31 protein-coding genes and 1 pseudogene are annotated in these 25,359 nt (G+C 41.2%); 31 read left to right on the top strand and 1 reads right to left on the bottom strand.

The window, feature by feature from the left end; translation table 11 throughout:
* Nucleotides 1-169 precede the first annotated feature (169 nt).
* The 17 genes from KUH03_RS02405 (at nucleotide 170) to KUH03_RS02325 (ending at nucleotide 12,990) form a co-directional block, all read left to right on the top strand.
* The gene (locus tag KUH03_RS02405; protein WP_257091407.1) at nucleotides 170-484 is read left to right on the top strand and encodes a hypothetical protein; all 315 of its coding nucleotides are present in this window, start codon (nucleotides 170-172) and stop codon (nucleotides 482-484) included.
* Between the two features lie 286 nt (nucleotides 485-770).
* Entirely contained in the window at nucleotides 771-1,364 is a 594-nt protein-coding gene (locus tag KUH03_RS02400) for a hypothetical protein (RefSeq protein ID WP_257091406.1), read from the top strand.
* A 1,062-nt stretch (nucleotides 1,365-2,426) separates the two neighbouring features.
* A complete protein-coding gene (locus KUH03_RS02395) occupies nucleotides 2,427-2,759 on the top strand; it encodes an RNA polymerase sigma factor (protein WP_257091405.1) in 333 nt (110 codons plus the stop codon).
* Nucleotides 2,760-2,764: 5 nt separating this feature from the next.
* A complete protein-coding gene (locus KUH03_RS02390) occupies nucleotides 2,765-3,043 on the top strand; it encodes an RNA polymerase sigma factor (protein WP_306429422.1) in 279 nt (92 codons plus the stop codon).
* A gap of 27 nt (nucleotides 3,044-3,070) precedes the next feature.
* The gene (locus KUH03_RS02385) at nucleotides 3,071-4,072 is read left to right on the top strand and encodes a FecR family protein (protein ID WP_257091403.1); all 1,002 of its coding nucleotides are present in this window, start codon (nucleotides 3,071-3,073) and stop codon (nucleotides 4,070-4,072) included.
* Nucleotides 4,073-4,168: 96 nt separating this feature from the next.
* Nucleotides 4,169-4,402, top strand: coding sequence for a hypothetical protein (locus KUH03_RS02380; RefSeq protein ID WP_257091402.1), 234 nt, complete (start codon nucleotides 4,169-4,171; stop codon nucleotides 4,400-4,402).
* Between the two features lie 39 nt (nucleotides 4,403-4,441).
* Entirely contained in the window at nucleotides 4,442-6,175 is a 1,734-nt protein-coding gene (locus KUH03_RS02375) for a TonB-dependent receptor plug domain-containing protein (protein ID WP_257091401.1), read from the top strand.
* A gap of 1 nt (nucleotide 6,176) precedes the next feature.
* Complete coding sequence (locus KUH03_RS02370; protein WP_257091400.1) at nucleotides 6,177-6,401, top strand: TonB-dependent receptor; 225 nt, start codon at nucleotides 6,177-6,179, stop codon at nucleotides 6,399-6,401.
* Nucleotides 6,402-6,573: 172 nt separating this feature from the next.
* Complete coding sequence (locus KUH03_RS02365) at nucleotides 6,574-7,626, top strand: hypothetical protein (RefSeq protein ID WP_257091399.1); 1,053 nt, start codon at nucleotides 6,574-6,576, stop codon at nucleotides 7,624-7,626.
* A 72-nt stretch (nucleotides 7,627-7,698) separates the two neighbouring features.
* Complete coding sequence (locus KUH03_RS02360; protein WP_257091398.1) at nucleotides 7,699-8,739, top strand: RagB/SusD family nutrient uptake outer membrane protein; 1,041 nt, start codon at nucleotides 7,699-7,701, stop codon at nucleotides 8,737-8,739.
* A 5-nt stretch (nucleotides 8,740-8,744) separates the two neighbouring features.
* Nucleotides 8,745-9,461 carry a RagB/SusD family nutrient uptake outer membrane protein gene (locus tag KUH03_RS02355; RefSeq protein ID WP_257098005.1) on the top strand — a complete coding sequence of 239 codons (717 nt, stop codon included), beginning with the start codon at nucleotides 8,745-8,747 and terminating at the stop codon, nucleotides 9,459-9,461.
* 142 nt (nucleotides 9,462-9,603) lie between these two features.
* Nucleotides 9,604-9,828, top strand: a complete 225-nt coding sequence (locus tag KUH03_RS02350; protein ID WP_257091397.1) for a metallophosphoesterase — start codon at nucleotides 9,604-9,606, stop codon at nucleotides 9,826-9,828.
* A complete protein-coding gene (locus KUH03_RS02345) occupies nucleotides 9,804-9,983 on the top strand; it encodes a hypothetical protein (protein WP_257091396.1) in 180 nt (59 codons plus the stop codon). Before KUH03_RS02350 ends, KUH03_RS02345 begins: the two co-directional genes overlap by 25 nt.
* Nucleotides 9,984-9,999: 16 nt before the next feature.
* On the top strand, nucleotides 10,000-10,269 hold the full coding sequence (locus KUH03_RS02340) for a metallophosphoesterase (protein WP_257091395.1): 270 nt from the start codon (nucleotides 10,000-10,002) through the stop codon (nucleotides 10,267-10,269).
* Between the two features lie 206 nt (nucleotides 10,270-10,475).
* Entirely contained in the window at nucleotides 10,476-11,630 is a 1,155-nt protein-coding gene (locus tag KUH03_RS02335) for an RICIN domain-containing protein (protein WP_257091394.1), read from the top strand.
* Between the two features lie 12 nt (nucleotides 11,631-11,642).
* Nucleotides 11,643-12,101, top strand: coding sequence for a DUF5077 domain-containing protein (locus KUH03_RS02330; protein WP_257091393.1), 459 nt, complete (start codon nucleotides 11,643-11,645; stop codon nucleotides 12,099-12,101).
* A gap of 64 nt (nucleotides 12,102-12,165) precedes the next feature.
* A complete protein-coding gene (locus tag KUH03_RS02325) occupies nucleotides 12,166-12,990 on the top strand; it encodes a DUF3472 domain-containing protein (protein WP_373564619.1) in 825 nt (274 codons plus the stop codon).
* Nucleotides 12,991-13,282: 292 nt separating this feature from the next.
* Here KUH03_RS02325 and KUH03_RS02320 read toward each other — a convergent pair whose 3' ends face one another.
* The gene (locus KUH03_RS02320; RefSeq protein WP_257091391.1) at nucleotides 13,283-13,789 is read right to left on the bottom strand and encodes a hypothetical protein; all 507 of its coding nucleotides are present in this window, start codon (nucleotides 13,787-13,789) and stop codon (nucleotides 13,283-13,285) included.
* A gap of 589 nt (nucleotides 13,790-14,378) precedes the next feature.
* Here KUH03_RS02320 and KUH03_RS02315 point away from each other — a divergent pair.
* The 14 genes and pseudogenes from KUH03_RS02315 to KUH03_RS02250 all read left to right on the top strand — a co-directional run bounded on the left by KUH03_RS02315 (nucleotide 14,379) and on the right by KUH03_RS02250 (nucleotide 25,189).
* Entirely contained in the window at nucleotides 14,379-14,762 is a 384-nt protein-coding gene (locus tag KUH03_RS02315) for a hypothetical protein (RefSeq protein WP_257091390.1), read from the top strand.
* Nucleotides 14,763-15,121: 359 nt separating this feature from the next.
* Nucleotides 15,122-15,400, top strand: coding sequence for a hypothetical protein (locus KUH03_RS02310; RefSeq protein WP_257091389.1), 279 nt, complete (start codon nucleotides 15,122-15,124; stop codon nucleotides 15,398-15,400).
* A 44-nt stretch (nucleotides 15,401-15,444) separates the two neighbouring features.
* Nucleotides 15,445-16,089 (top strand): hypothetical protein, encoded by a 645-nt coding sequence (locus KUH03_RS02305; protein WP_257091388.1) that lies wholly within the window; start codon nucleotides 15,445-15,447, stop codon nucleotides 16,087-16,089.
* Nucleotides 16,090-16,145: 56 nt separating this feature from the next.
* Nucleotides 16,146-16,406, top strand: coding sequence for a hypothetical protein (locus KUH03_RS02300; protein ID WP_257091387.1), 261 nt, complete (start codon nucleotides 16,146-16,148; stop codon nucleotides 16,404-16,406).
* Between the two features lie 83 nt (nucleotides 16,407-16,489).
* On the top strand, nucleotides 16,490-17,215 hold the full coding sequence (locus KUH03_RS02295; RefSeq protein WP_257091386.1) for a hypothetical protein: 726 nt from the start codon (nucleotides 16,490-16,492) through the stop codon (nucleotides 17,213-17,215).
* Nucleotides 17,216-17,235: 20 nt separating this feature from the next.
* Nucleotides 17,236-17,613 (top strand): hypothetical protein, encoded by a 378-nt coding sequence (locus tag KUH03_RS02290; RefSeq protein WP_257091385.1) that lies wholly within the window; start codon nucleotides 17,236-17,238, stop codon nucleotides 17,611-17,613.
* Nucleotides 17,614-17,989: 376 nt separating this feature from the next.
* On the top strand, nucleotides 17,990-18,547 hold the full coding sequence (locus KUH03_RS02285; protein ID WP_257091384.1) for an RNA polymerase sigma factor: 558 nt from the start codon (nucleotides 17,990-17,992) through the stop codon (nucleotides 18,545-18,547).
* Between the two features lie 121 nt (nucleotides 18,548-18,668).
* Nucleotides 18,669-19,751, top strand: coding sequence for a FecR family protein (locus tag KUH03_RS02280; RefSeq protein ID WP_257091383.1), 1,083 nt, complete (start codon nucleotides 18,669-18,671; stop codon nucleotides 19,749-19,751).
* Nucleotides 19,752-19,818: 67 nt separating this feature from the next.
* Nucleotides 19,819-20,643 (top strand): TonB-dependent receptor plug domain-containing protein, encoded by an 825-nt coding sequence (locus KUH03_RS02275; RefSeq protein ID WP_257091382.1) that lies wholly within the window; start codon nucleotides 19,819-19,821, stop codon nucleotides 20,641-20,643.
* Nucleotides 20,604-21,704, top strand: coding sequence for a TonB-dependent receptor (locus KUH03_RS02270; protein WP_257091381.1), 1,101 nt, complete (start codon nucleotides 20,604-20,606; stop codon nucleotides 21,702-21,704). The genes KUH03_RS02275 and KUH03_RS02270 overlap by 40 nt, the downstream gene beginning before the upstream one ends.
* 8 nt (nucleotides 21,705-21,712) lie before the next feature.
* Nucleotides 21,713-22,855: pseudogene (locus KUH03_RS02265) on the top strand (TonB-dependent receptor domain-containing protein); the annotation flags it as partial.
* A gap of 76 nt (nucleotides 22,856-22,931) precedes the next feature.
* A complete protein-coding gene (locus tag KUH03_RS02260) occupies nucleotides 22,932-24,554 on the top strand; it encodes a RagB/SusD family nutrient uptake outer membrane protein (protein WP_257091380.1) in 1,623 nt (540 codons plus the stop codon).
* A 6-nt stretch (nucleotides 24,555-24,560) separates the two neighbouring features.
* On the top strand, nucleotides 24,561-25,031 hold the full coding sequence (locus KUH03_RS02255) for an FAD-dependent oxidoreductase (protein WP_257091379.1): 471 nt from the start codon (nucleotides 24,561-24,563) through the stop codon (nucleotides 25,029-25,031).
* Between the two features lie 20 nt (nucleotides 25,032-25,051).
* Entirely contained in the window at nucleotides 25,052-25,189 is a 138-nt protein-coding gene (locus tag KUH03_RS02250) for an FAD-dependent oxidoreductase (RefSeq protein ID WP_257091378.1), read from the top strand.
* Nucleotides 25,190-25,359: the final 170 nt, after the last annotated feature.

Raw genomic sequence — 25,359 nt, 5'->3', positions numbered from 1 at the left:
TTTAGCAATTTCCTCCACAATTTAATAAGAATATATTATATCTGTGAGATTTGGTATTTCAAATCTCGACTTTTCGGTATCTCTCCTATACCGCTTACATACACCTAGTTTTACTCAACAAGTCAAGCACACAGCCATACTTTTGCTATACACATAAAAACAAAAGAATATGGCAAATCAATTTTTAATTAAAGACACGATGGTGGATATGCGCGGCTTATCTGCTTGTGAAATCCTGGCATTACAGAGCGGATGCTGTGCAGGAGTGGAACTATTGGGGTATTATGAGAAAGGAGATACCCCAACACCCATTATTTACTCACTGAGTACAACTTTACTGGCAGACAACGGCGGGAGTATTGTCGAAACGGGAGGTATTAAACTGGAACATCAATTTATCGAACATGTCAATGCACTTTATTTCGGTGTCAGTGTCTCACTAACTGATAATGCAGCTAGATTGGCTGTGTTTTTGACTATCTAAAGGAAAACAAAGCGCTAGAAGGCATTTTACCCATCGGAACGATCGCCTATAGTCAGACGCTAAACTTTGTTTTCGAAGGTGCCAAACTCAGAGGACAGGAAAAGGCACCATATTAAAGTTTACTGGATCTGCAGACAAAGCTTTTGAGATTGATGCATTTAAAGGCGGTACCGAAACGACCCAGTTTATCAACAATATCACCATCAGCGATATCGTCTTCTCCGGAAATGCCAACACTACCATTACCTTATACCTTAGGGGCATTGCACGGAGTAAGTTCTCCAATGTGTGGGTAGGCGATGGCAAGAATAGCAGTGATGGATATGGTTGGTACCTCGCTTCCGTACAGCTGACACAATTTTTGGGCTGTGGGTGTAGCAAGTATCTCACCCCGATGACGAGCGTCCCATATGCAGGTATATTTATCGGCTTGGGACAGCGTGGTAGTATCACTGCTGGTAACAGCACTAACAACACATTTTATCAAAACTATTTTGAAGGTTTGGGCATTGGTGTATTGATGTCCCAAGCTGACGAAAATACCTTCATCGGCGGTAGCGCAGAAGCCAATAGTGTATATGGTATCGTTGTTGGTAAGGATTGTAAAGTAAATACCTTTATCGGTGTCGGATTGGAGGCCAATCCTGTCGATGTTTCCGATAGTTCGAGTTATAGTACCTATACCAATTGCTATTTCGGGAATATCCTGCGTATAGGCAGCACAGCCAAGCAGATTTCTGTTGTTGGAGCGATGATCGGACGGATTGAAATACAGGATGGAGCACGATATATTGAAATCAAGAATTCCGTCTACAACCGATTTAAAAATGGAGCAAAAGGAATTGTTGATTTAGGGAGCGCACATCCTTTGTTAATGTAGAGGATTTTGACTCAGAAAAATTTATAAAACAAAACATAGAGATCGATGGGACAGTAGCTAGCGATTCATATAAGGTAAAGGAAAAAATGATATCCTTACGCCAATTAACAGCATTAATCCCATAGGAGGATTTTCTCCAATTATCGTCAAGGAGGCGGCGCCATTTTGGCCAACCCTAGGTGTAGCACTAGGAGTTGATAGAACAGGGAATTTCAATGATACTAATTCCATAAGTTCCTTTCGGATATATTCTAAATCAAACACCCTGGATGAACTATATTTTACCAAAAAGCTTTTTGGTACTGGAGCGATAACGGATTGGTCGCCCTTACGTAGGCTTATTCACGACAATAATCTCGCAACCACCACGGTTAAAGGCATTGTCTCACAGTCTGCGGTAGTAGCCAATGTAGTCGCGAGTAACAGTGCAAAATCAGTTCTTAATGATGCTGCAGATTTAGCTACTTCCGTAGCCCTGGTGAATGACCTGAAATCCAAATACAATCAGGCTGTAGACTTGATCAACGAGTTGAAGGCTCAGGTAAATACGAAGTTACAGTCAGATCGAGCGAGTGGTCAACAAGCAAGTTAACGATATTGAACCACTAGCGATAAGGAATATTCGCAAGAATAACGGATCTAAAAACAAAGTTGAGAAATACGGGTGTCTGGGCAATCGAGTTTCGACTAATTGAGGTAAAAATAATCATGCAGTATTCAGGTAGAATACTGCATGATGCATTTATACTAAAGTAAAGGTAAATATATTGTATATTGATACCATTTTAATTTACATGAAGACCATATTTGCCTTTTTAGTTTTTCTGCTATTCGCTTATGCATTGTTCACGCCAAGCAATAAATTGTTAGGTAGATGGGTTTTAGACTTTGCATTGACTGAAAACAATTCGCTTGTTCCTCTAGATCATCCCTATCCAGAAAGAGATAAAATGAAAATTTACGCAAACGTTTGTTTTAAAGGCTTGACTTTTAATGCAAAAAAATCCAGTATGTTTGATTACGAACAGCAATATTATAAGCAATTAAACCAGCAATTAAATTATGAAATCAAAATTGTTGATCAAAGATATTTCAGATTTTGAAATGTTGGTGAATACGCATACCGACAAGCTGACACAGACTGCTTTCTTAAAAATTGGAAACCTGCAGGATGCGGAAGATCTTGTACAGGATCTCTTTATCAATCTCTGGATCAAAAGAGAGTCCATTGTTGTACATGGTCCGGTCTACAATTACCTCTATGTGTCCCTGCGTAATAAAATTATGAATTATTTTGCTAAGGCCAAGCTTCGCCAGGATGTGAAGAATAAGCTTGCGGTGAGCCTTGAAGTCGTAGATCTTTCCTTGGTCAATCTTTTGATCGAAAAGATCTAAACACTTTGTTTTCGGAAATTTTGAGCGAATTACCGGATCACATGCAAAAGATTTTTAAACTACGAAATGAAGATTTTACCCTCAAGGAGATTGCTGTCGCTTTAGGATTGGCCGAACAGACCGTCAAAGGATACAGTGCAGAAATGCATCGCCGTATTAAAGCCATGTTAATAGAGCGTCATCCCGAATTCGCCCGTTCCCTGACAGTAATGCTTTCTTTTTGCTGGTCAAATAATTTTTTTAATTCCTTACATACTTTTGATTGTCACCAGCTGTCTTACTAGAAAGAACACATCTAGAAAGGATTACCAGTGGATCAAAACCAGTTAAAAAAACTAATCAAGAAGTACCAGGAAGGTACAGCGAGTGCTGCGGAAAAATTTGTTGTGGAATATTGGTATGAATCCTTGGGACAGCAAAAAACCGAAGATTCAGAAATAGATTTTCTTCCAGACCGCAAAAATCTCAAGCAGCGGATTGTTTGGGCTGCTTCTGAATACGTAGATAAGCGATCCATTGACCGACGACGTTTTATATATGTCGCTGTTGCGAGCGTCATGCTGTTTATGCTTTCAACCGTTTTATATCATCAGTATTTTTCACCCTCGCAGATTGACCGTCTGATCAAGCCAATCAAAATAGTATATCTAGATAGAGGAACGATATCCACTGGTACTGCCGAACGGACCACCGTCATCCTGAACGATGGTACGAAAGTGATCCTGAATGCCAACTCAGGCATAACGGTCAGCAATTACGACCACGTGCGCGATGTGAAACTCAATGGCGAAGCCTTCTTTGATGTCAAGAGAGATCCGTCCAGACCCTTTACGGTACATGGCGGTGGATTAAATATCAAGGTGTTGGGTACCAGTTTTAATGTTAAGGCCTATCGCGATATCAGTAATACATCCGTATCGGTGCGTACAGGTAAAGTTCAGGTTGACAACAACGAGAAAAATTTGCGCACATTGCTGCCTGATGAAAATATATCTTACGACCGCAAATCAAGCAATTTTAAATTGACTAATGCTGAATATTCTTTAGAGACCTCTTGGCTATCGGACCATGTTAAGCTGGATCAGGCAAGTTTTGAAGAATTAAACCAAAATTTTAAGAATTTCTACGGATTCTCACTCCATACAGCCGATGAGAAATTGTTAAAGGATCGTTATAATATTAATTTCCGAAAATCTAAAACAATGACAGCCGCACTGGAAGAGATTCAGTTATTGACCGGAAAAAAATCAGTATCAAAAATAAGCAGGAGGAAAAAGAGATCATTCTATACTAAAAAAAAAGGGCTCACATAGTGTAAGACCCTTTACAGAAAATTATGGAATCTATCTGACCCGATTCCATAATCGGTTTCATGGATGTAAAACCTTTAATCAATACAAAATTAACAAATGATTAACAAAAAACTAATAATAAAAGAAAAAAGAAGCAACAAATACCTTTCTTTAGGTCTTGGTGGAGCGCTACTGCTATTATCCGGTACTTTTCCTTGGAACAGTACATTTGCACAGGAGAATGCCAAGATCTATAACCAGAACTACCAAAAACAACGCTGCGGGATGTTATCCTGGATCTACAGAAGAGGTCTGGCTCAGATATTTCTTTTACGGAGAGCCTGGGGCTAAAAATATTAACATAGCCAAATTTGACACAAAAATGAATCTTTGGAACAAGTCTTACGGAGGTTATTGACACCTTACGGTATTCAGGTAAAAAAGACAGATAGTGGCTTTGTTTTGGCGCGACAGGTACAACGCCAGGTAACACCTATTTCCGGAAAAGTGGTCGATCCTTCTGGTACACCGGTTTCGGGTGCTACCTTAAATTTAAAGCGCGCCAACACAAAATCCAAAACCGATGACAAAGGGATGTTTCTGCTAAATTCGATCTTTCCTTCGGATACCTTATCCGTGCATTTTATGGGATTTAAACCGATAGATACTTTAATTAACAGTGATCTCACCGGAGATTTTGTGATTCGGCTGGCCGCTGACCAGGCACGCGAACTTGATGAAGTCGTGGTGGTGGGGTATGGCGTCCAAAAGAAAGTTAACCTTACGGGATCTGTTGCTGTTGTTGATGGAAAACGTTTACAGGATAGACCGGTAAACAACGTTTCACAATCACTTTACGGGACAGTCAGCGGTCTGACCATCGCATATGGTAACAATGGTTTTGAACCTGGCGCTGCACCGTCGGTACAGATCAGGGGCCAAGGTAAACCTTATGTCCTGATCGATGGCACCGCCGGAGATATTAATACCATCGATCCGAATACGGTAGAAAGTGTTTCTATCTTAAAAGATGCCGCCGCTTCGGCAATCTATGGTGCCCGCGCACCCTATGGGGTCTTACTGATTACGACCAAATCAGGAAAAGCTAATCAGAAACCACAAGTTGATTTTTCCATGAATGGAGGACCTACAACCATTATCAATAAACCAAAGATGGTTGATTCCTACACGTTTGCCCGTGCAATGAATGAAATGCATGACAACCAAGGGGTTGCTAGGTTGTTTTCTGAATCCACCATCGATCGGATTATTGCATATATTGATGACCCTACGCTTCCTGAAACTGTCCCTGATGCCAACAACCCACGTAAGTGGTCCACCTATCAATTTTCAAATGGTAATAATGACTGGATAGATATCCATTATGGCAATGGTCGCCGCATGCAGGAAAATCTATCTGTTAAGGGCGGATCCAAGGACATGGCCTATTTCTTGTCTCTCGGACATGCATCCGAAAAAGGGGTGCTGAGAATGGTCGATGATAAGTATAAACGCTACAATTTTCAAGCTAAACTCGATGCCAATATCACAGACTGGTGGAAGATCAGCTCCAATACAAGGCTCACAAATGCCGTACGTGACAGGCCTATATATAACGGTGAGGGTGAATATGGCATGATTATCCATCAGATTTTGAGAACGCACCCTGAGGTTTTTCTTAAATCACCAAATGGATATTATTCGCAACTTTCACGTGTGCCGCAGATGCAAGCCGGTTATCAGAAGTTGACAAATAATACGCTGGTACAACGCTTGGCCACAGAAATCAGTCCGCTCCAAAACTGGAAAATAAATGCCGACTACTCGATAGATTATCAGATTTTTGATTATGCCGGTGTTAATCAAGTGGCTTATGAAGATGAAGTAGATGGTACGCTCGTGCCAATAGCACTTACAGTCCCTCCGTATATCGAAAAGAAAAAATCCAATACCACCTACAAAGCACTTAATATTTATACAACTTATAATTTAGATCTAGGAAAGGATCACCATTTTACGGTACTTGCCGGTTTTCAGAATGAAATCAGTAAACTGGATTCGATGAATGGCTTGAGAAGGAACTCATCGTTCCTGATATCCCATCTTTACAACAGCAACAGGTGAAATGCAGGTGGGCGATGGTCTCACACATTGGTCTACTTTAGGCTATTTTGCACGATTAAATTATAATTATGCAGACAAATATCTGATCGAGGCAAATGTCCGTTATGATGGTACATCCAAATTTGCCCGTGGCAGACGCTGGGGGCATTTCCTTCCATATCCGCGGGATGGGTGGTTTCTAAAGAATTGTTTTGGCAGCCTCTACAGGATTATATACCATTTATGAAACTGAGAGCATCATGGGGGAAGCTGGGTAATCAGAATGTTGCCTCCTATCAGGATTTGGCATTATTGGGGTACAAAGTAACCTAGGCTGGCTTATTGATGGCATGCGGCCGGCATACACCACGGCACCAAACTTGGTAAACCGCTTTCTTACCTGGGAGTCCTCACGTTCAATGAATACGGCGGTCGAACTGGGATTTTTTCAAAACCGCTTGCAGGCTGAATTTGAATACTATCAACGGCTGACCTATGACCGTCTTGGACCAGCGCAGGCACTTCCCGCGGTATTGGGAGCGAATATTCCCAGAGAAAATAACTCGGAACTCAAAACCAAGGGTTGGGATTTTAGCTTGCGTTGGAATGGAAAAATAGGCTCGGATTTTAATTATTCCGTAGCGGCTAATGTTTTTGATTACAAAAATATAATTACAAAGTACACCAATCCAACGGGTATCCTGACAACGGATTACGTAGGCAAAGATGCTGGTGAAATTTGGGGCTATGAAACTGTTGGCCTGATTAAAACCAAGGAACGCGCGGACGAGATCAATGCATCTGGTTACCAAAAATTTATCAATGGACAGCTCTGGCAGACAGGGGATGTTGAATACCGCGATCTCAATGGAGATGGGGTAATCAATAAGGGCAAAAACACCATAAATGACCATGGTGACCTTAAAATCATTGGTAATTCGACACGCCGTTATCAGTTTGGACTTAATTTAACCGCCAATTATAAAAATGTTGATATCGCTGTGTTTATCCAAGGTACTGGAAAGCGTGATCTATGGTTGGATGGCAATGTATTCTGGGGTTTTAGGGCCTGGAATCAATCCTCCCTTTTCCCGCACCACATGGATTACTATCGGGATACCGAAGGTGATCGCTATTCCGGACTTGGTATAAATACTGAAGCTTATTTTCCGCGGCCTTACAGTAATACCACCCAAGATAGCAAGAATAAGCAAATGCAGACACGTTACCTGCAGAATGGAGCCTATGCACGTCTTAAAAATCTACAGATAGGCTATACCATTCCTCCATTGATGCTCCAGAAAATCGGATTGAAACGGGCACGTATTTATTTTTCCGGCGAGAATATCTATACCTTATCCAAACTCCCTAGCGCATTTGATCCTGAAACAGCAATACTGGGAGAATTTGGGAATGGCAAAGGCATGTTTTCACAGGCAATTTGGGCATTCGGGATAAATATTTCGCTTTAATATCATTTGATTTGAATGTAAAGGTAACTACTTAGGTAGCGAAGGAAAATTATATCTAGCAATTAATAACCAATGAAAAAAATAATAATCTTACTATATACGACAGTCATTTTACTGTTGGTCGGTTCCTGCTCCGAAGATTTTTTGGACAGGCCGCCATTGACACAGATTGAAAACGAAAGCTATTGGAAAACAGCCAAAGACCTAGAGAATTATACGGTTCAATTCTATACAGTATTCCCCGCTTTTAATACAGTCGGCAGTTTTCTCGGTGTGATTGGCTGGGATGGCAGCCGAGGATCTGACGTGCAGATTTCCAGTTCGCCGAGTACAGTCTGGAACGGTACCGAATCGCCGGTTTCATCCGGCGGAAACTGGGGCTGGGGTAATATCCGCAGTGTCAATATCTTTTTCAAGAATTATACGAAATGCAAAGATCCTTTTGAAAAATATAAGCAGTTTTTAGGAGAAGCCCATTTCTTTAAAGCTTGGTTTTATTTCGAAAAAGTAAGGCTCTACGGTGATGTCCCTTGGTATACGGATCCATTGGAGATGGACTCTGAAGAATTATTCAAAGCACGTGATCCACGGACAACGGTAGTGGACTCAATTTTGGCACACCTGGATAAAGCGATTGAATATCTGGAACCTGTGGCTACAGTAAAAGGTAAAAACAATCGGCTTTCTAAACAGGCTGCCCTGCTTTTCAAATCCAGGGTCGCCCTATTTGAAGGCAGCTGGCAGAAATACCACAAAGGTACAGCATTTGGTACAGCTGGCGCTGATCCCTCTAAGTACTTCCGGCAAGCTGCTGCGGCTGCCGAAACGTTGATGGATGCAAAATATGGCATGTCGCTGTATAGCAACAACGACCCCGAAAACGATTACTGTAAACTATTTTCCCTGAAAGATCAGCTTGCCAATAAAGAGGTGATCCTTTGGAAAGCTTATTCGGTCAACCGTGATCTGTCACACTCTTTTCAGATCTACGTGTCCGATCGCACAGCGGGGATATCGATGACATTTGAACAGGTACAGCATTACCTGGGCCGGAATGGTCAGCCATACGATTATTTTAGCCTTGGTAAGACTGTGAAAGGTAATGCTTTTTAGAAAAAATACGGGCCGATTGTGATCCACGGCTTTCCCAGACGATCTGGACACCAGGTGCCTTGATGTGGGATAATACCTTTGGTAAAGCCACCTTTAAAAAGCCATTTCTGGACAAATCCGGCGAGGCCTTGAATAATACCGGTTTTCAGATCCGGAAGGGAAATGATCCAAAATCGGCTCTAGCGGGTGGTGGTGTTTCCTGGAGCTCAAGTGATGAAACTGGTGCCATCATCTTTCGTTATGCCGAAGCCTTATTGAATTATGCTGAAGCGAAGGCTGAACTTGGCGAAACAGTCGATTATACCAAATCAATCAATCTGCTCCGCAAAAGATCAGGTATGCCGGATTTTGCTATTACCGACGATCCAAATAAGGACAGATATGCCGACTATGGTTATAATATATCAGACCAGTTAAAAGAAATCCGCCGCGAGCGTACTGTCGAACTTGGAGCCGAGGGATTTCGCTATGACGATATCCGACGATGGGCCGCCCATAAACTACTGAAAGGGAAACGCCCCAAAGGTTATCCCTTTGCGGCTTCGGACTGGACGGGCACAAAAATCAACTATAAAATTGATGCGGACGGTTTGCTCGATCCTTTTGTAACGCAGCTACCGAATGGCTATGGATTTAAGGAAAACCGCGATTATCTGGAATGTATACCGCTAAATGAAATCACATTGAACAATAACTTAAAACAAAATCCAGGATGGGAATAAAAGTATTTTTGCCATTGCTGTTCATCCTATTTTATAGCATGGGCAAGGCTCAATCTGTTATTAGGATCGGTCTTATCGCCGATCCACAGTACGCAGATAAGGATACCCGGGGAGCCGTTTTTACCGAAACTCACTTGACAAATTGGATTCGGCCGTCACAGCGATCAACAGGGAAGGAGTGGATTTTACGGTCATGCTTGGCGATTTGGTCGATGTAGGGCCAAAAGATCTGCAGCCGGCGCTTCAGCGACTCAACAAGCTCAAAAGCCCGGTCTATAATATCTTGGGAAACCACGATTATGTGGATGTTGATGACGGGGCCATTTATATAAGTTATATAAAATGCCGAATCCTTATTATACCGTAGAAAAGGGTGAATGGCTGTTTATACTGCTCAATACCAATGAACTTGCCGACTATGCCACTAAGGCGGGATCAGGGCAACGTGAGGCTTGGAAGAAAATCAATGATATACTGAAGACTGCAAAAGAAACAATGATCAGCCCTGGAATGGAGGCATAAGCGAAAAACAGCTGAAATGGATGGAAAGGCAACTTCACAAAGCCCAGTCAGCATCCAAAAGGTGATCGTTTTCACACATCATCCCCTGTACCCCGAGAATGGCCTTGAAGCACTGAATAACCGAGAGATATTGACCCTTATCGAAAAATATCCGGTTGTAAAGGTGGTGATCTCAGGCCATCATCATCCCGGTAATTTTGCAACCTATAAAGGTATTCCGATGATTACACTGGAGGATGATCGAAACCGCCGACCGGAATGCTTATGGTATTTTGGAACTCAATGATCATCAGCTGGATATTCATGGAGAAGGGCGGATGACAACCAGAAAAATTGATTTTTAAACGAAGAAACTTAATATTAAAATATAAAAATTATGAGAAAAACAACATTAACGTTTGGCAAAGCAGTCTGCATGTTTGCCTGTATGACTTATCTATTTGTGGGCTGTCAGAAAGATATTTCCCAAATTCAGGAAAACGCGCCAAAAAAATGGGCAAAGTCAATACGACATTGGCTGGTCCGACCTTTGTAAGTGCGCATCGGGCCAATGATCTGATTAAGGTTGATGAGATTATCAACGAAGGGATTAATAGCCTTGAGGTGGATATCTATGTTGCCAATAAAGGCGGCCAACCAACCTGCCTGATCGGCCATGAAGCCGGAACAGCAACAGGACAGACATTGGAAGAGTATTTTGCCAACCTAAATCAGAAGCTTCCGGGCTATACTTCGCTTTGGTTGGATTGTAAAGACTTGAATAGTGCCACAAATGAACAATTATTTTTAAAGACCTTGAAGAAAATGGATAGCCTTTATTCCATTAAAAATAGAGTGTTGATAGAAAGTATGTATCCAGAGCATCTGACAGGCTTTAAGCAGCTTGGTTGGAAGGTAAGCTATTATTGTAATTGGTCAGATTTGAGCGGCAAGACAGCGGCGCAGCAACAGGTTGTCATGGACGCTATGTACAGCAAGTTGACTACCTATGGAGTGGATGGAATTAGTTACGATGCATCTGTCGATAATGCGATGAAATCTTACTTTCCGACCAAAACCGTTGGCACAGAACGTGTGAAGATGTATGCATGGGCATTATCACGTTATTACGGAGAAGCAGACCTCGCAAGCAAACTAGCAGGGTATTCACATCTTGATATATTATTGATTACATTTTACTCGCCACAAGGTATTTTGACAGATGGTGCCAATTACAAAATCGTATCTGCATTAACGAAAGAGCCGAGCAAGCTGGTTGATGCTAACGGTAATCCTCCGGTTAATGGTGAAGATGTGACATTATGGACTTATAATTATCCGACAACGCCCAATCAGGTCTGGAAATTGAGAAGTGTAGGAAGTGGATATTATGCCTTGAAGAATGTGGCTGATACGACTAAAGTATTGGAAGTCAGGGGAGGTGGATCTGCAAACAGCACTCCTGTTCAGGTGGCCACATTTGCAAATACTTCGGCACAACGGTGGAAGATTACTTATGTTGGAAGCGGCAATTATAACCTTGAGCCAGCATCTGCCGTAGGCAAAAACCTTGATGTAAATGGATCAAGTACCGCCAACGATACGCAGATACAAATCTATTCAGCGCATACAGGCAACGCGCAGAAATTCAGGTTGGTTAAACAATAAGAAACTGCTATCATGACAACAACTGAAATAGTAAAGATCAAATATCTATATCTATTTTTCACGGTTTTGAGTTTTGCAGGTTTTTTGCTTCTCTCATGTGAAAGAGATCATGCCGTAGAGCATACTCCGTCCGAAATAGTTAACAAAAAGGGTTCGAGTCTGATCCAGGGAGATAGCAATGATCTGACGCTTGCGATTCCGATGGGCGGGAATGCATTTGTGACCAATGGATCTAGTGGAGCAGAGATTTTTGATAATTCAAATTACGGGTTGCGTAATTGGACTAGTCTTTCGGCTCTGGTAAGTACCTATTTTAAGGTAACACAATCGGGTACCTTACATTTGGGGATAAGAGGCTACGTTACCACGGGCACGAGTGTGGTCCGTTTGACCGTCAATGGACAGAGCTTCGATGTGACCATGACCGGTGGAGCACCCGCAAAGATTATTATGCAGGTGCAGTGCAGATAGCAGCACCTGGTTATGTAAAAGTAGATCTGCAGGAATAAGCAAAACTTCGACTTATATCGGTAATATGACCGATATTCTTATCGGTGGTACGGCAGCTTCCTCCGGTCTTACGTATGCGAACATACCTGCAAGCTATTATTTTTCACGTCGTGGCCCTTCGGTACATTTAACACCAAGTCTTCCTACTGGAAATTCCTATGAATGGATGTATAATGAAGTGACTGTTCCCGCTGGACAGGATCCTGTGGGTAGTTATTACATGGCAAATGGATTTGGACAAGGGTATTTTGGCTTTCAGGTCAATTCAGCTACACAACGAAAAATTATATTTTCTGTATGGGATCCAAGCAATGAGGCTGACGGTAAAACTACTGCAGTGAGTAGTGGTACAGATGTGGTGGTCAGTGGTTTCGGTGGAGAGGGGACAGGCGGAAAAAGTAATTGGACATACGACTGGTCAACCGGGACGACATATAAGTTCCTGACAAGAATAAGACCGGACGGGTTAGGAAATACACTGTATTCATCCTGGTTTTATGCTCCAGAGTTAGGAACATGGAAATATATTGCCACCTTTAAGAGACCGGCTATTTCGACCTACATAAAAGGTGCGTACTCTTTTCTTGAAAATTTCAATAATACGATGGGCTACTTGGGCCGAAAGGGATATTATTCAAATTTTTGGGTTAGGTCAACAACGGGTACATGGATCGAATCAACTTCTTGTAAATTTAGTGTGGACGGCGCAGGTGATAATAATCAACGTGGCGATTATAGAGGTGGAGTTGAGAACGGAAGTTCTTTTTGCAAAACGGTGGATTTTTTAATGATTTCGTGGCAGAAAATACTGTTTTTACAAGACCTGCTAATGGTACTGCTCCCAATATAGATCTTAATAATTTGCCCATGAATTAACAATTTTGTAGGTAGTGGTGTTCAATTTGGCGCAACGTATGGATTATTTCATGGCGTTGCGCTTTTTTGTTCCGCACTTATTACTAAAGATAGACCGTTGGCTTGGAGCAAACGGTTATAAAATCTATCGATGTTATTAGGGAAAACTTGATCATAGCAATCAGTGTTTCCTTTACCTCAAGAGTGATATTGTTAATAAAGAGTTCTATTGTATTTTTAAGAGATCCAGAGATTAAAGAATCGTCGTATGATAACCCATTTACCATTCACTTTTTCAAGCAGAAATGCATTCCCGTTTCCACATAAAGAGCCGCAAACATAGTCAACCGGTACGTAAGCTCTTTTCGGTTATACCCCATAATAGGAAGATGAAAGTAATAAATGCTTTTATTACGGTTCATCCTATATTTATCGGCATCATCTACAGCATACGCTGCTTTGATAGCGGCTGGAATTGGGATGATTGCCTTCCTTTCGTTCATCTGAATAAGCATATCCAGCGAGTCTTTGAGCTGGTTACCTAGCATTTTCATCAGCTTCTGTGGATCGACATTGTAGAAAACATAATTCTTGTCCTGCAATGAGGAGATAGAATCCCTTTGAAACTTATTATGGATGAACACCGTTTCATTTCCCTCGCGCTGCAACCTGATATCAGCGGAATCATCAGACAAAATTGTTTTTAGAATAGAAACATAGTCTCCCTGGAGTGACTTATTTTCATAGATTTTGGGTTTATCTTTTTGTATAGGTGTCATCGTGCTTTTAGGCATCGTACATCCCTGGAAAACGAGAAGAAAGAAGATAATATATAGCTTATTCATTATGCGATTAGTTGTTTATCTTTCAGTGCTAGATCTATGCCAAAAATGAGTACTATATGTTCTAATGTTATTTTCTCATTGACCAGTGAGATCCGAGGATCGTTGAATACAAAATTGGTTGCCGATAGAGCGAGTGGCCAAAAGCTTAATTTATGTTTTGATAAACCAAAAACTTCTCTCTAATTGGCGGAGGGAAGCGACTTTCACTTCAATGAGAATTAGTTCTTGAAGAAAAGTGATTGAAAATCAGGAGGGGATAAATAGAGACTTCGCTAACGAAAAAAATAGATATAAATCCGTTATGGGAAAATTATCTGGATTTCGGAAATTTTGCGCATATTATACAACTTGATGGGGAAATTCAAGTGACTTTATCATAAGGTCTGATGTCAACAAGAGGATACCGAAGTTTATGATAAGTTGTATAAACTATTTTGGGAATTGATTAAGATCAATGTATAACTATTATTTCCATAAATGCTTAATAAATAGCCTCATAGTCAGTGATATATCGTAATAAATATAAAAATAATTAAAAATGAAAAAAACGCTTTTATTCTCTCTTCTGTCATTTTTCGGCTTAAGTTTAACGTATGGACAGCAATTGAAACCTTTATATAGCAAAACTGATACTTTGCCTAGAGTTGTTTACAAAGAGCTTAATGAAAGACCTTTGCCTAAGATAGAGATGCGAGGTGAAAATTACTTAGGCGATGCCATGTGGTCCTTAAAATCTGAAGGAGTTAAGTCAGTAGATATTAACAAAGAAAGAGGGGTAGTGATAATTGAATTGACGCCTGAATACAAACCTGTTTTAATGAGTTTGTCAGATATTGTAAAAAAATATACAAATGTAAAATCTGAACGAGTAATATTTAAGATTGATGATCGATTTGTTCAAAATAATCCCAGGAAGTTCTAGTTGATGAAAGTAATATTATGCTAATTTCTGTTTCTCCTATGAAGTTTGTAGGTGACCTAGAAGATCTGTACATGATAACATTAATCCCTAGGACTGATAAGAATCTTAAAAGTTTAATGAAATACGCATTCGCTAAGCATATTGAAGTACTCATACAATATGTCATTAGTATAAATGCTTAAGACTGCTTCTCTCAAATTAAAAGAGGAAAGCTTTTTTATTTTGAGTATCTGCTCAGGCTTTAAAAGAATAAAATAGACTTTTCGGTATCTCCCACATACCGCTTACATATACCTTATTTTCCTCAGATAGCACCCTCGTCAACCATACTTTTGCTATACACATAAAGACAAAAGAATATGGCAAATCAATTTTTAATTAAGAAGACGATGACGGCTATGCAGGGTTTATCTGCTGCCGAAATTACAGCATTACAAAACGGAACTTATGATGGGGTCCAGTTATTGGGCTATGATCAAAAAGGGGACACCCCAGCACCGATTATTTATTACTATGTTAATCCATTAACAGACCCTGATCCAGGACCAAAAGATGACGGGAGTGTAATTGAAACGGAGGTATTAAGTTATTTCATGATTTCAAGAAATTTATTCATGTTTCTTATTTTGGAATTATAGGAAACAAGACCGACGATTACACAAATAAAATTAAAAGCCTTTTAATGGCGCAACCGGAAAATACAACTTTTAAATTCAGTGGCCGATATAAGGTTTCTTCCACACTCAACGTATTAAAATTAGGGACAAAAATTATTGGAGATGATCTGGTATTTGAATTTAGTGGAGATTTTGATTCTAAATTTATAAGCGTAGAAGCTGACAACTTTAGTGTTCATGGCGCAACATTTGACGCGATGGATAAACAATTGAAAGATTGCTTTATTCATTTAACAGACAACATTAAAAATCCAAGTATCACTGACTGTATTTTCAAAAATGCTTTGGGCATAAAAGCGGGTACGAGTAATGATCAGCAATATGGAGTAATGATTAGTCCTTATGGGGTTAGTAACTTTCTTATTGATCAGTGCCTATTCTCCAATATTAAAAATGATAATACAGGCACTCAAGCAGGAAGTTTAAAAGGATTTTGTGGCGGTATCTACATTAGCGATCCTAGAGTTGATGCGGCTCATCCCAATGCTAAAGTGCAAACTGATTTTGTAACAGGAAATATTTCAAATTGTAGATTTTCCGACATCATGACCAAGTTAGATGATGGGTTATCCCAAAGTACATACACTTCTTACAACGATGCCGATGGAATCAGGTTTTATGGGGAGGTAAAGCTCAAAACTGCGATGTAAATATAGATAATTGCTATTTTAAGAATGTCGGAAAAAGGGCTATTAAGATAAGTTATATGGGGAATGTGAAAGTGAATAATATATCCGTTGAAGCTGACGGTCTCCAGTACCAAATGATTTCCCTTATTAAAATTAACAAAGGTACGAGCGTGAAAGGAGTCCGGTATTATGGAAATGGTTTCAGCGTACAAATAGCTTTTCAGAGTGATGATGGTGGAGATATCGTATTGGAAGATGTCATCGTGGATGGATGTGAAGTTTTTATGAGATTAATCCTTCTTTCCAGTCAGCGGATAGCGAAATCCGCAATATCTTAATAAAAGATATCGTTGTTAAAAATCTATTTAGAAGAGGAATTTTGTCAAACAATGGTTATGCCAAGATCGCTAGGAATATAGTGTTGGAAAATATTTATATGGAAGCGGATCCAATCCGAAATTCCGTACAAGCACTTAACGCAGCCTTTGGTTGGCAAGAAAATGAAGTATTTATAAAGAACTTCCGAACCAAAAATTGTGATGTCAGAGTTGATGGCGGAATGTTTAATATCGATGGTTTACATATTACAATTGATAATCCTAATTTTTTGGGTTCTACCAATCCGCTGGGCAATTCCGCAAATGTGGCTTGGAGGAAATTTAACCATATATTGGATTTGGGCGATAATTCATCACATAGAGACAGTGTCCCAATTTTTACCAGTAGTGCATCGATTACTAGGACACCGGTGGCAACAAATATTACGATTGATATTCAAGGTATTTCGGCGAGCTACTTTGATGCTGCTATTGTTGGCTCAGATTTAAGTATAAATGACAGAAAAGAGCTCGTCAATTTTAATCGGGATAGATTAAAGGTCCAAAACGTAACTTATAAATACGCTGCTCATCTGCCTGCTCCATTAAGAGCAGCTATTATTTTCGAAGGTAGCTTTTTACATATAACAGACATCAAACTAGACTCTGAGTCGGGCATGTTTGTTAATACACTTGAAGGTAATACCGCGAAGACCGGAATATTTATATCAGATGTTTTTAATCTAACACAAACCGCTTTAGATAATCCAGTTGTCAGAACCAATCGGATTATCAATAGTAAAATATGTAACGTGTTTTCTAGGGGATAGGTTCATATCCAGTTGTAAGTTTGGGCTCAGGAAGCAGCGGTAATACCATTTCGGAAATTGTGGGCAATGCGACACCTTTTAGTGTAGAACTTCTGGGTAGCCAGCCTAATACGAGGGTTTATAATGTATTCAACCAAACAGACTCTTATAATGCTAGAGGAACTACATTACAACGGCCTACTACATCGCTTGTGGGGCAGGAATATTTTGACACCACATTGAATCGACCCGTATGGTGGAATGGTTCTATTTGGGTCGATGGGAAGCAATCTGCCGCTTCGCCGGAGACAGCAGCAGATCCCAGTAACACGTATACACCGTCGGAAGTTCAAGCTATTTTGGCTGAATTAAGAGATCTAAAAACTAAACTGCGAAGTGCAGGATTACTTGCAGTCTAAATACCTGTTAGATAGATTGGTTAGCTTCCCTCAAATTAAAAGAGGGAAGCTTTTTTTATTTAACCTCCAGCAAAAGAATGTACTTTTCGGTATCTCTCCGGTACCGCTTACATACAGCTTGTTTTCCTCGGATAGCTTCCGTAGCAGCCATATTTTTGCTATACACATAAAAACAAAAGAATATGACAAATCAATTTTTAATTAAAGACGCGAAGTAGGACATGAGGAATCTTTCTGCAGTCGAAAACAATGTTTTAAAAGAGAGCAAGCCAATCAATAGGAAATATAAAATTTTATTTATGGTACCAATGATTTTGATTTAGTAAATTTATCATTATATTCATCGACGTTCGTACCAATTATATGAATTTGCCAAATGAAATCTCCTAAAGAAGCTGCTATACTGGAAAAACTTAAAAATGGAGACCTCAATTCGTTTAATGAAATCTATTTCCATTATTCTCCAAAGATCTATATTAGATTGATCAAACTGGTCAAAGATCAAACTATTGCGGAAGAAATCTTACAGGAAGTATTTACCAAAATATGGCTCCAACGTGAAAAGATTGACCCTAATAAGGGATTTGTCTCATTTCTCAATCATATTTCGGATAATTTGGCCATGGATTTTTTTCGAAAAGTGCAAAGAGACAAGGCACTTCAATTGGAAATATGGGCTTCAGCCATAGAACTGTATTATCATACCGAAGAAAAACTGTTTTTCAAAGATAAACAGCAGATGCTGAACAATGCAATCGACTCCCTGAGCCCCAAACGAAAGGAGATTCTGATGCTCAATAAATTTGAGGAAAAAAGTTATAAAGAAATAGCCGATTTACTGGGTATCTCAGTATCTACAGTGAGCAATCAATTGGTGAGCGCACTCAAGGATATCAAAAATATATTCAGGAAAATTACCGAGATGAGTATATAATCAGTCTTTTTGCGGCCTTTTTATTTAAGCTATAAAAAAATAAAAAGCAATAGTGTGATTCTCTTTGCCAAACGTATAGAGTAACAAATACAGCAATGTATTGAACTAATTATAGAAAATTTTGAAAGAGCAATCCTTTAAAGATCAATTGTTGGCGTATATCCACAACCGCTTGGAGGCGCAGTATTATGAGTCATTTTTTGACGAAATGGCCGAGATGGATGCTGCAATTCTGGAATTATGGATCGCTGAGATGCTGGATCAGGATGAAGGACAAGTAGTACAACAGATTCACTTACCAGATTTAAGCATTGTTCATCGAAAAGTGCTCGATCATATCTATGCCGTAGATCCGCCCAAGCCTACACCAATCCGGAGCATAAGCCCGTGGGTCTGGGCTTCCTGTGCCGCCGTTCTACTCTGTGTACTGTCGGTTCTCTTTTTGAAAAATTTCTCTACCTCAATCAAGGACCAGGTCACTTGGTATGAAAATAAAAATGCTTATACGATCTATGCTCAGCTTCCTGATAGTACGACTGTTATCCTTTATCCACAGGCTAAAATCGGATTCGAATACAGCGGCCAAGGCCACCGCGATGTACAGCAGGTGCAAGGTCGGGTTATTTACAAGGTGCACAAAAACAAAAATGCACCTTTTCAAGTCAATTACAGAGGATATTTGACCACTGCCTTAGGTACAATATTTAGCGTAGACCCCAAGGATACCGATCATGTACTAATAAAACTAATGGAGGGCAAAATATCTGTCGGATCAGTTACGGCAGATAGCCGAAATTTAATATACCTCCAACCAAAAGAAGAAGTATTGGTTAACTTAAAACTTCAGCAGATGATTAAGTTTTCGGAGCCCGAATTGACAAAATCTCAGCCTGCCCGTGTGGATAAGGAGTTAAGAAAACTCATTCCACATCTAACCGCCAATGTAGAATGGACCAATCAGTCCGTCAAATTTAATCAAACCAAAAACGTTCAACTCCTAAGAGTAATCGAAAGCCTTTATGACGTTTCGATTATATGCGATAATCCTGATTTACTCAACAGTTCATTTACAGGAAGTTTAAATAGCAAAGAATCGCTAGCCAATTTCTTGACCAGCTTCTGCCAATTGAACGGTTGTACATTCCAAGTGAAAAATGGTATTGTCAACATCAGTAATTCGGGAAGAAAGGAGGACGTACAGTAGGATAGAATCAACCCGACGCAGAAAAATAAACCAATATATAAACCAGAGTAACCAACTGTAAACAATTATGAAGCATATTCTAATCAAATTAATGCTCGTGGGATTGCTATTTCCATACTTTTCTGTAGGATTTGCGCAATCAAACCTGAAAGTAAATGGTAAAATAGTAGACAACGAAGGTAATACATTACCCGGTGCAACTATTGATCTTGTCCACGAGAAGAGCAGTAAAAAACTCCACTTTGTGGCCGATAACAACGGATTGTTTGTTTTAACCCCGCTTGTTGCTGGCGAAAATTATACGATCTATGCCCACCATCTCGGCTACGATACCGATTCTGTTAAGCATTTTGTGGCAACCGCTACCAGCAAAAACACCGTGCTTATCCGTCTGAAACCAAATACCGGAATGATAGACGAAGTTGTTGTCGTCGGCTATGGTGTTCAGAAAAAGGTCAATTTGACGGGCGCTGTTTCCGCCGTATCGGGAGAAGATCTGAACAATAGGCCCGCAGGGCAAACCTCTTCGGCCCTTCAGGGCATGGCCTCGGGAGTCACCGTCACACAGCGTTCTGGCAAGCCGGGAGCGGACGGTGCGGATATCCGTATCCGCGGTATCGGTACACTTGGCAACGCAGCACCTTTAGTGCTGATTGATGGGATCGAAGGCTCTATCAATAATATCGACCCCAATTTAATAGAGAATATTTCCATATTAAAAGATGCCGCCTCCGCATCGATCTACGGTTCGAGAGCCGCCAATGGTGTCATCTTGGTCACGACCAAAAGGGAAGTTCTGATAAAGTCGCTATTGCCTACAATAATTATTTCGGTTGGCAGTCGGCGACCAATATGCCCAAAATCGTCAATGCCCTGGATCATATGCTGCTGACTAATGAAGCGTATACCAATGTTGGTGCGAGTCCATTATATCCAGAGGATATCATTGCCGCCTATCGAAGTCAGGGCAATGGTAGTTCGGACGAGTATCCCAATACCAATTGGCAAAAGGAATCGTTGCAGGGGAATGGATTTCAGCAAAGCCATTTTGTGACAGTAAATGCAGGCACAAATAAAGTAAAAATGCTGACTTCGGTCGGTTATTTCGACCAGAAGGGGTTGACACTGAATAGTTCGTTTAAGCGCTATACTATCCGCAACAACGTGGATGTTAAATTCTCAGATAAGCTCGCCGTTAAATTTGACTTTCAATACGTCAATCCGATTGTCACCTCACCCGCAGCGAGTATTGAAGAGCTTTTTCAGTGGATGAGCAGTATTCCCGCCAATCAATCCTTTAGGAATTCTAATGGTAGCTGGGGACTAGGTTGGAATGGTAATAATCCCGTCTCGGCGGCTGCAGATGGCGGTGTTGCGACCAACAAAAGTCCATTTGGTAGTATCAACGCATCATTGATCTACAGACCCAAGGAATGGTTGACTGCCGAGGTCAATTATGCACCGAAATATGCGACGCAGGTAAATAAGAATTTCCGAAAAGCAGTGCAGTCCTATTTTCCAGACGGTACGCCGAGCTTCTCGGTCCCTGTGCGTACAGCACTTACCCAGTACAATAGCCAGGAACTTTTTAATAATATGCGAGCGACCCTTACGCTAAACAGGGATTTTGGTCCACATCAGTTTAAAGCATTGATTGGTGGTTCGCGCGAAGACTACAAGATTGATTACACTCAGGGTTTTAGGGACACCTATGTTCTCCCTGACTATGAAGTGCTCAATGCTGGGTCGGCACTGAATCAGTCAGCTACGGGAAGTGCTTCCGAGTGGGCGTTACAATCATTATTTTCCCGGATCAATTACGTTTTCAAAGATCGTTATCTTTTGGAACTCAATGCACGCTACGATGGTTCGTCCAGGTTTGCCAAAGGTAATCGTTATGGTTTTTTCCGTCGGCATCTGCAGGATGGCGTTTTTCTGAGGAGCAGTTCCTAACCGCATCCAAGGGCTGGCTTACAGAAGGAAAAATCAGGGCATCATGGGGTAAACTGGGAAATCAGAATATCGGGACCTATCCGGCCGTGGCATCTTTAAACCTAGGTTCGTATACATTGGGCAATGGCATCGTCAATACGGCAGCGCTAAATGATATGTCCAATCCTGATATTACATGGGAGTCTACTGAGGAGAAAAATATCGGGATGGATCTTACCCTATTTAAGCGATGGACTATTACCGCAGATCTATACAACAGAAAAACCAGCGATATATTATTACAGCTGGACATCCCGCTCATCATTGGTTTGAATAAGCCTTATCAAAATGCGGGCGTGGTCGAAAATAAAGGTTGGGAACTTTCCATGGGCTATCGGAGTGATCCGGGCAAAGCCTTTAAATATAATTTTACGTTTAACCTCTCTGATGTCAGAAACAAAGTGTTGGATATGCGGGGAATCAATCAGACTGGTCTAACGGTCAATCGGGAAGGCTACCCCATTAACTCGATCTTTGGCTATGTTTCGGAAGGCTTTTTCCAGACGACCGACGAAGTGAAAGCGCATGCCACACAGTTTGGTACCTTGGCTCCGGGAGACCTCAAATATCGCGATCAAAATGGCGATGGCGTAGTTAATGAATCCGATAAGGTCATTATCGGGAGTACGATTCCACGATATACCTATTCGCTCAATTCCAACTTCAGTTTCAAAGGATTCGACCTCAGTTTTCTGTTGCAGGGTGTGGGAAAAGCCGATGGCTATCTCTATGGTGCAGGAATACAGCCTTTTACAACGACGGGGCAATTGGGGACGATCCGTGAGGACAATAAAGACCGATGGACGCCTGACCATACTGCTGCTAAATATCCGCGCCTGGCTTTCGGGCAGAATAACAACCAGCAGTCCTCCCAGTTTTGGATGAAAAATGCTGCCTACCTTCGGCTGAAGAATTTGCAGCTCGGCTATTCATTCCAGGCGGACCTGCTAAAGTCTATCGGACTGAATAGGTTCCGGGTATTTGTCAATGGCTCAAACCTATTCAGCGTAGACAAGTTTTGGGACGGTTATGACGTCGAAGCACCTGTAGGCTATGGTAACTTTTACCCACAGGTAAAGGTGTATTCTTTTGGATTGGATATTACATTATAAACTTGGCATGTATGAAAACTCTAAATAAATTCGTATTATATACGCTATCGATTGCAGTTCTCCTTTTGGTGGGGGCATGCGAAAAATACCTGGACAGATCTCCTTGGATGGTCCTTCGGACGAAAATTATTTCAAAAATCAGGATGAGCTGACATTGGTTGTCAATGGTTTGTACAGTGCCCTGGCATTTCATCCCACGGACGACATGCCTATCAACCTCACACTTGATGATGCCACCGATATTGGGTGGGATCGTAATACCTCTGATTTACAAGCTGTGGGAAGAGGTGATCACGACAGCAACAATGGTTACATCCGGAATATCTGGACCAATTCCTATAAGGTCATTGGCAAATGTAATTTTATACTCGACAATATCCAGAAGTTGGATGGAAAGATGGATGCCAATCTTCAAAAGCGTTATAAAGCAGAGACACAGTTTATCCGGGCCTATGTCTACCAATATTTGATTGATTATTTCGGCGGAGTGCCTTTAGTGACGAGCGGCCTGAGCCTGGCGGAGGCCAATGTCCCCAAAACAGCAAAGGCCGAAATTGCAGCATTCATCCTCAAAGAACTTGCTGAAGCGTCAGCTATCTTGCCGGTGAGCTATGGCTCGGCAGACGTAGGACGCGCTACCAAAGGAGCGGCTTTGGCCATACGGGCTCGGGCAGCACTCAATAATGGGCTGTGGGAAGAAGCAGCGCGTTCTGCCAAAGAAGTCATGGACCTGAAAGTATACGCCTTACACCCCGACTTCGGCCAATTGTTTACCTATGATGGAGAGGCATCCAAGGAGATTATTTTTGCTTTTCAATATCTACGATTACAAAAACAAAGACCCACAGTGCTACGCGCGGATTTCTGTCACGCAACGCACAGGGAACTTCCAACAAAATTCCGTCACAATCGGTTGTTGATAGTTATCTCTGTACCGACGGATTTGCCATTGATAAATCTTCCAGATTTGATCCTAAAAACCATTTGCCAATCGGGACCCGCGTCTGGGGTATACCATTGCTCTTCCCGGCAGCACGTTTTTGGTTTTCAGTTTGAGACCCATAAAGATAGCATAACCTGCTGGAACTACAGCTACAATACTTCTACGGCAGTACGCATCCAAAATCAGGACGCGATCAATGCCTATGCGACCTTTTCTGGTTATTGCTGGAAAAAATATGTCGATATCAAAGACAAGGATTTTACCATGGAATCGGAGTTAAATATTATTCAGAGCCGATATGCTGAAGTTTTGTTGATTTATGCCGAGGCGATGATCGAAAGCAATAAGATCGACCAAACGGTGTATGATGCGATCAACAGTATTCGGCAGCGTCCTAGCGTTGACATGCCAGTAATATCCAGCGGTAAAACGCAAATTGAGCTGCGCGAGATCGTACGCAAAGAAAGACTTTATGAATTGACCAATGAGGGCTTTCGTCTGGTCGATTTGAGGCGTTGGAAACTGGCCGATAAATTCATGAATTCAACATTCTATGGCCGCATTCCAAAAGGCTTGCTGGCCAATGCGCCGACGATCGATGAAGATAGTTACGTGAATTATAAAAATGTTGCTAATCAGAAAGACATGCGGGTTATCGAGTTACGCAAGTTCGATCCCAACAAGAATTACCTTTGGCCGATCCCGAATATTGAAATTGTAACCAATAAAAACCTGGAACAAAATCCAGGCTATTAAATTCCAATGATGATGAGAAAAACACTTTTAATGACCATTGGCCTTTTGACTATGTTTTGGCATGTAGTCAAAGGGCAGACCGACAGAAAGGTAGATCTATGTATCTATGGTGCCACTTCAGCCGGAGTAATAGCCGCCTACACAGCTTCACAGGCAGGAAAATCAGTGTTACTGATTGATCCGGGCACACGGGTAGGTGGGCTCAGTTCTGGTGGATTGGGGCAGACGGATATCGGGAATAAATATGTCGTCACAGGGCTCGCCCTTGATTTTTACCGCAAAATGGGCAAGCACTATGGCAGTTTTGAACAATGGATTTTTGAACCGAAGGTTGCCGAATCTATTTTTAAGGACTATCTGGCACATGCTGGCACACAAACACTGATGGGGCATCGTTTGATAGGCGTAGAGACTGCGCATCGTTCCATCAAAAGCATAACTTTGCTTCCGAGTGAAAGCAGGAAGGCAAAAATATAACGGTTACGGCCAACGTCTTTATGGACTGTAGCTATGAGGGGGATCTTATGGCCAAAGCTGGCGTGTCCTACCATGTGGGGCGGAGTCGAATAATACCTATGGTGAAACGATTAACGGAGTGCAATTGCTGGATGGTCATCAGTTTCCAGATGGTGTAGATCCCTATAAGATAAAAGGTGATCCCGGGAGCGGTGTTTTATGGGGATCAATACGGGGCCCTTAAAAGAAAATGGAACGGGAGACGCCAAGGTTCAAGCCTATAATTATCGGATCACATTGACCAATGTCCCTGAAAACAGAATAGCAATCACCAAACCCCACAATTACG

This window comes from Sphingobacterium sp. E70 (assembly GCF_019285695.1).
Lineage (GTDB): Bacteria > Bacteroidota > Bacteroidia > Sphingobacteriales > Sphingobacteriaceae > Sphingobacterium > Sphingobacterium detergens.
Note: the sequence above shows the minus strand (reverse complement) of the source record. Positions and strands in the feature narration are given on the sequence as shown.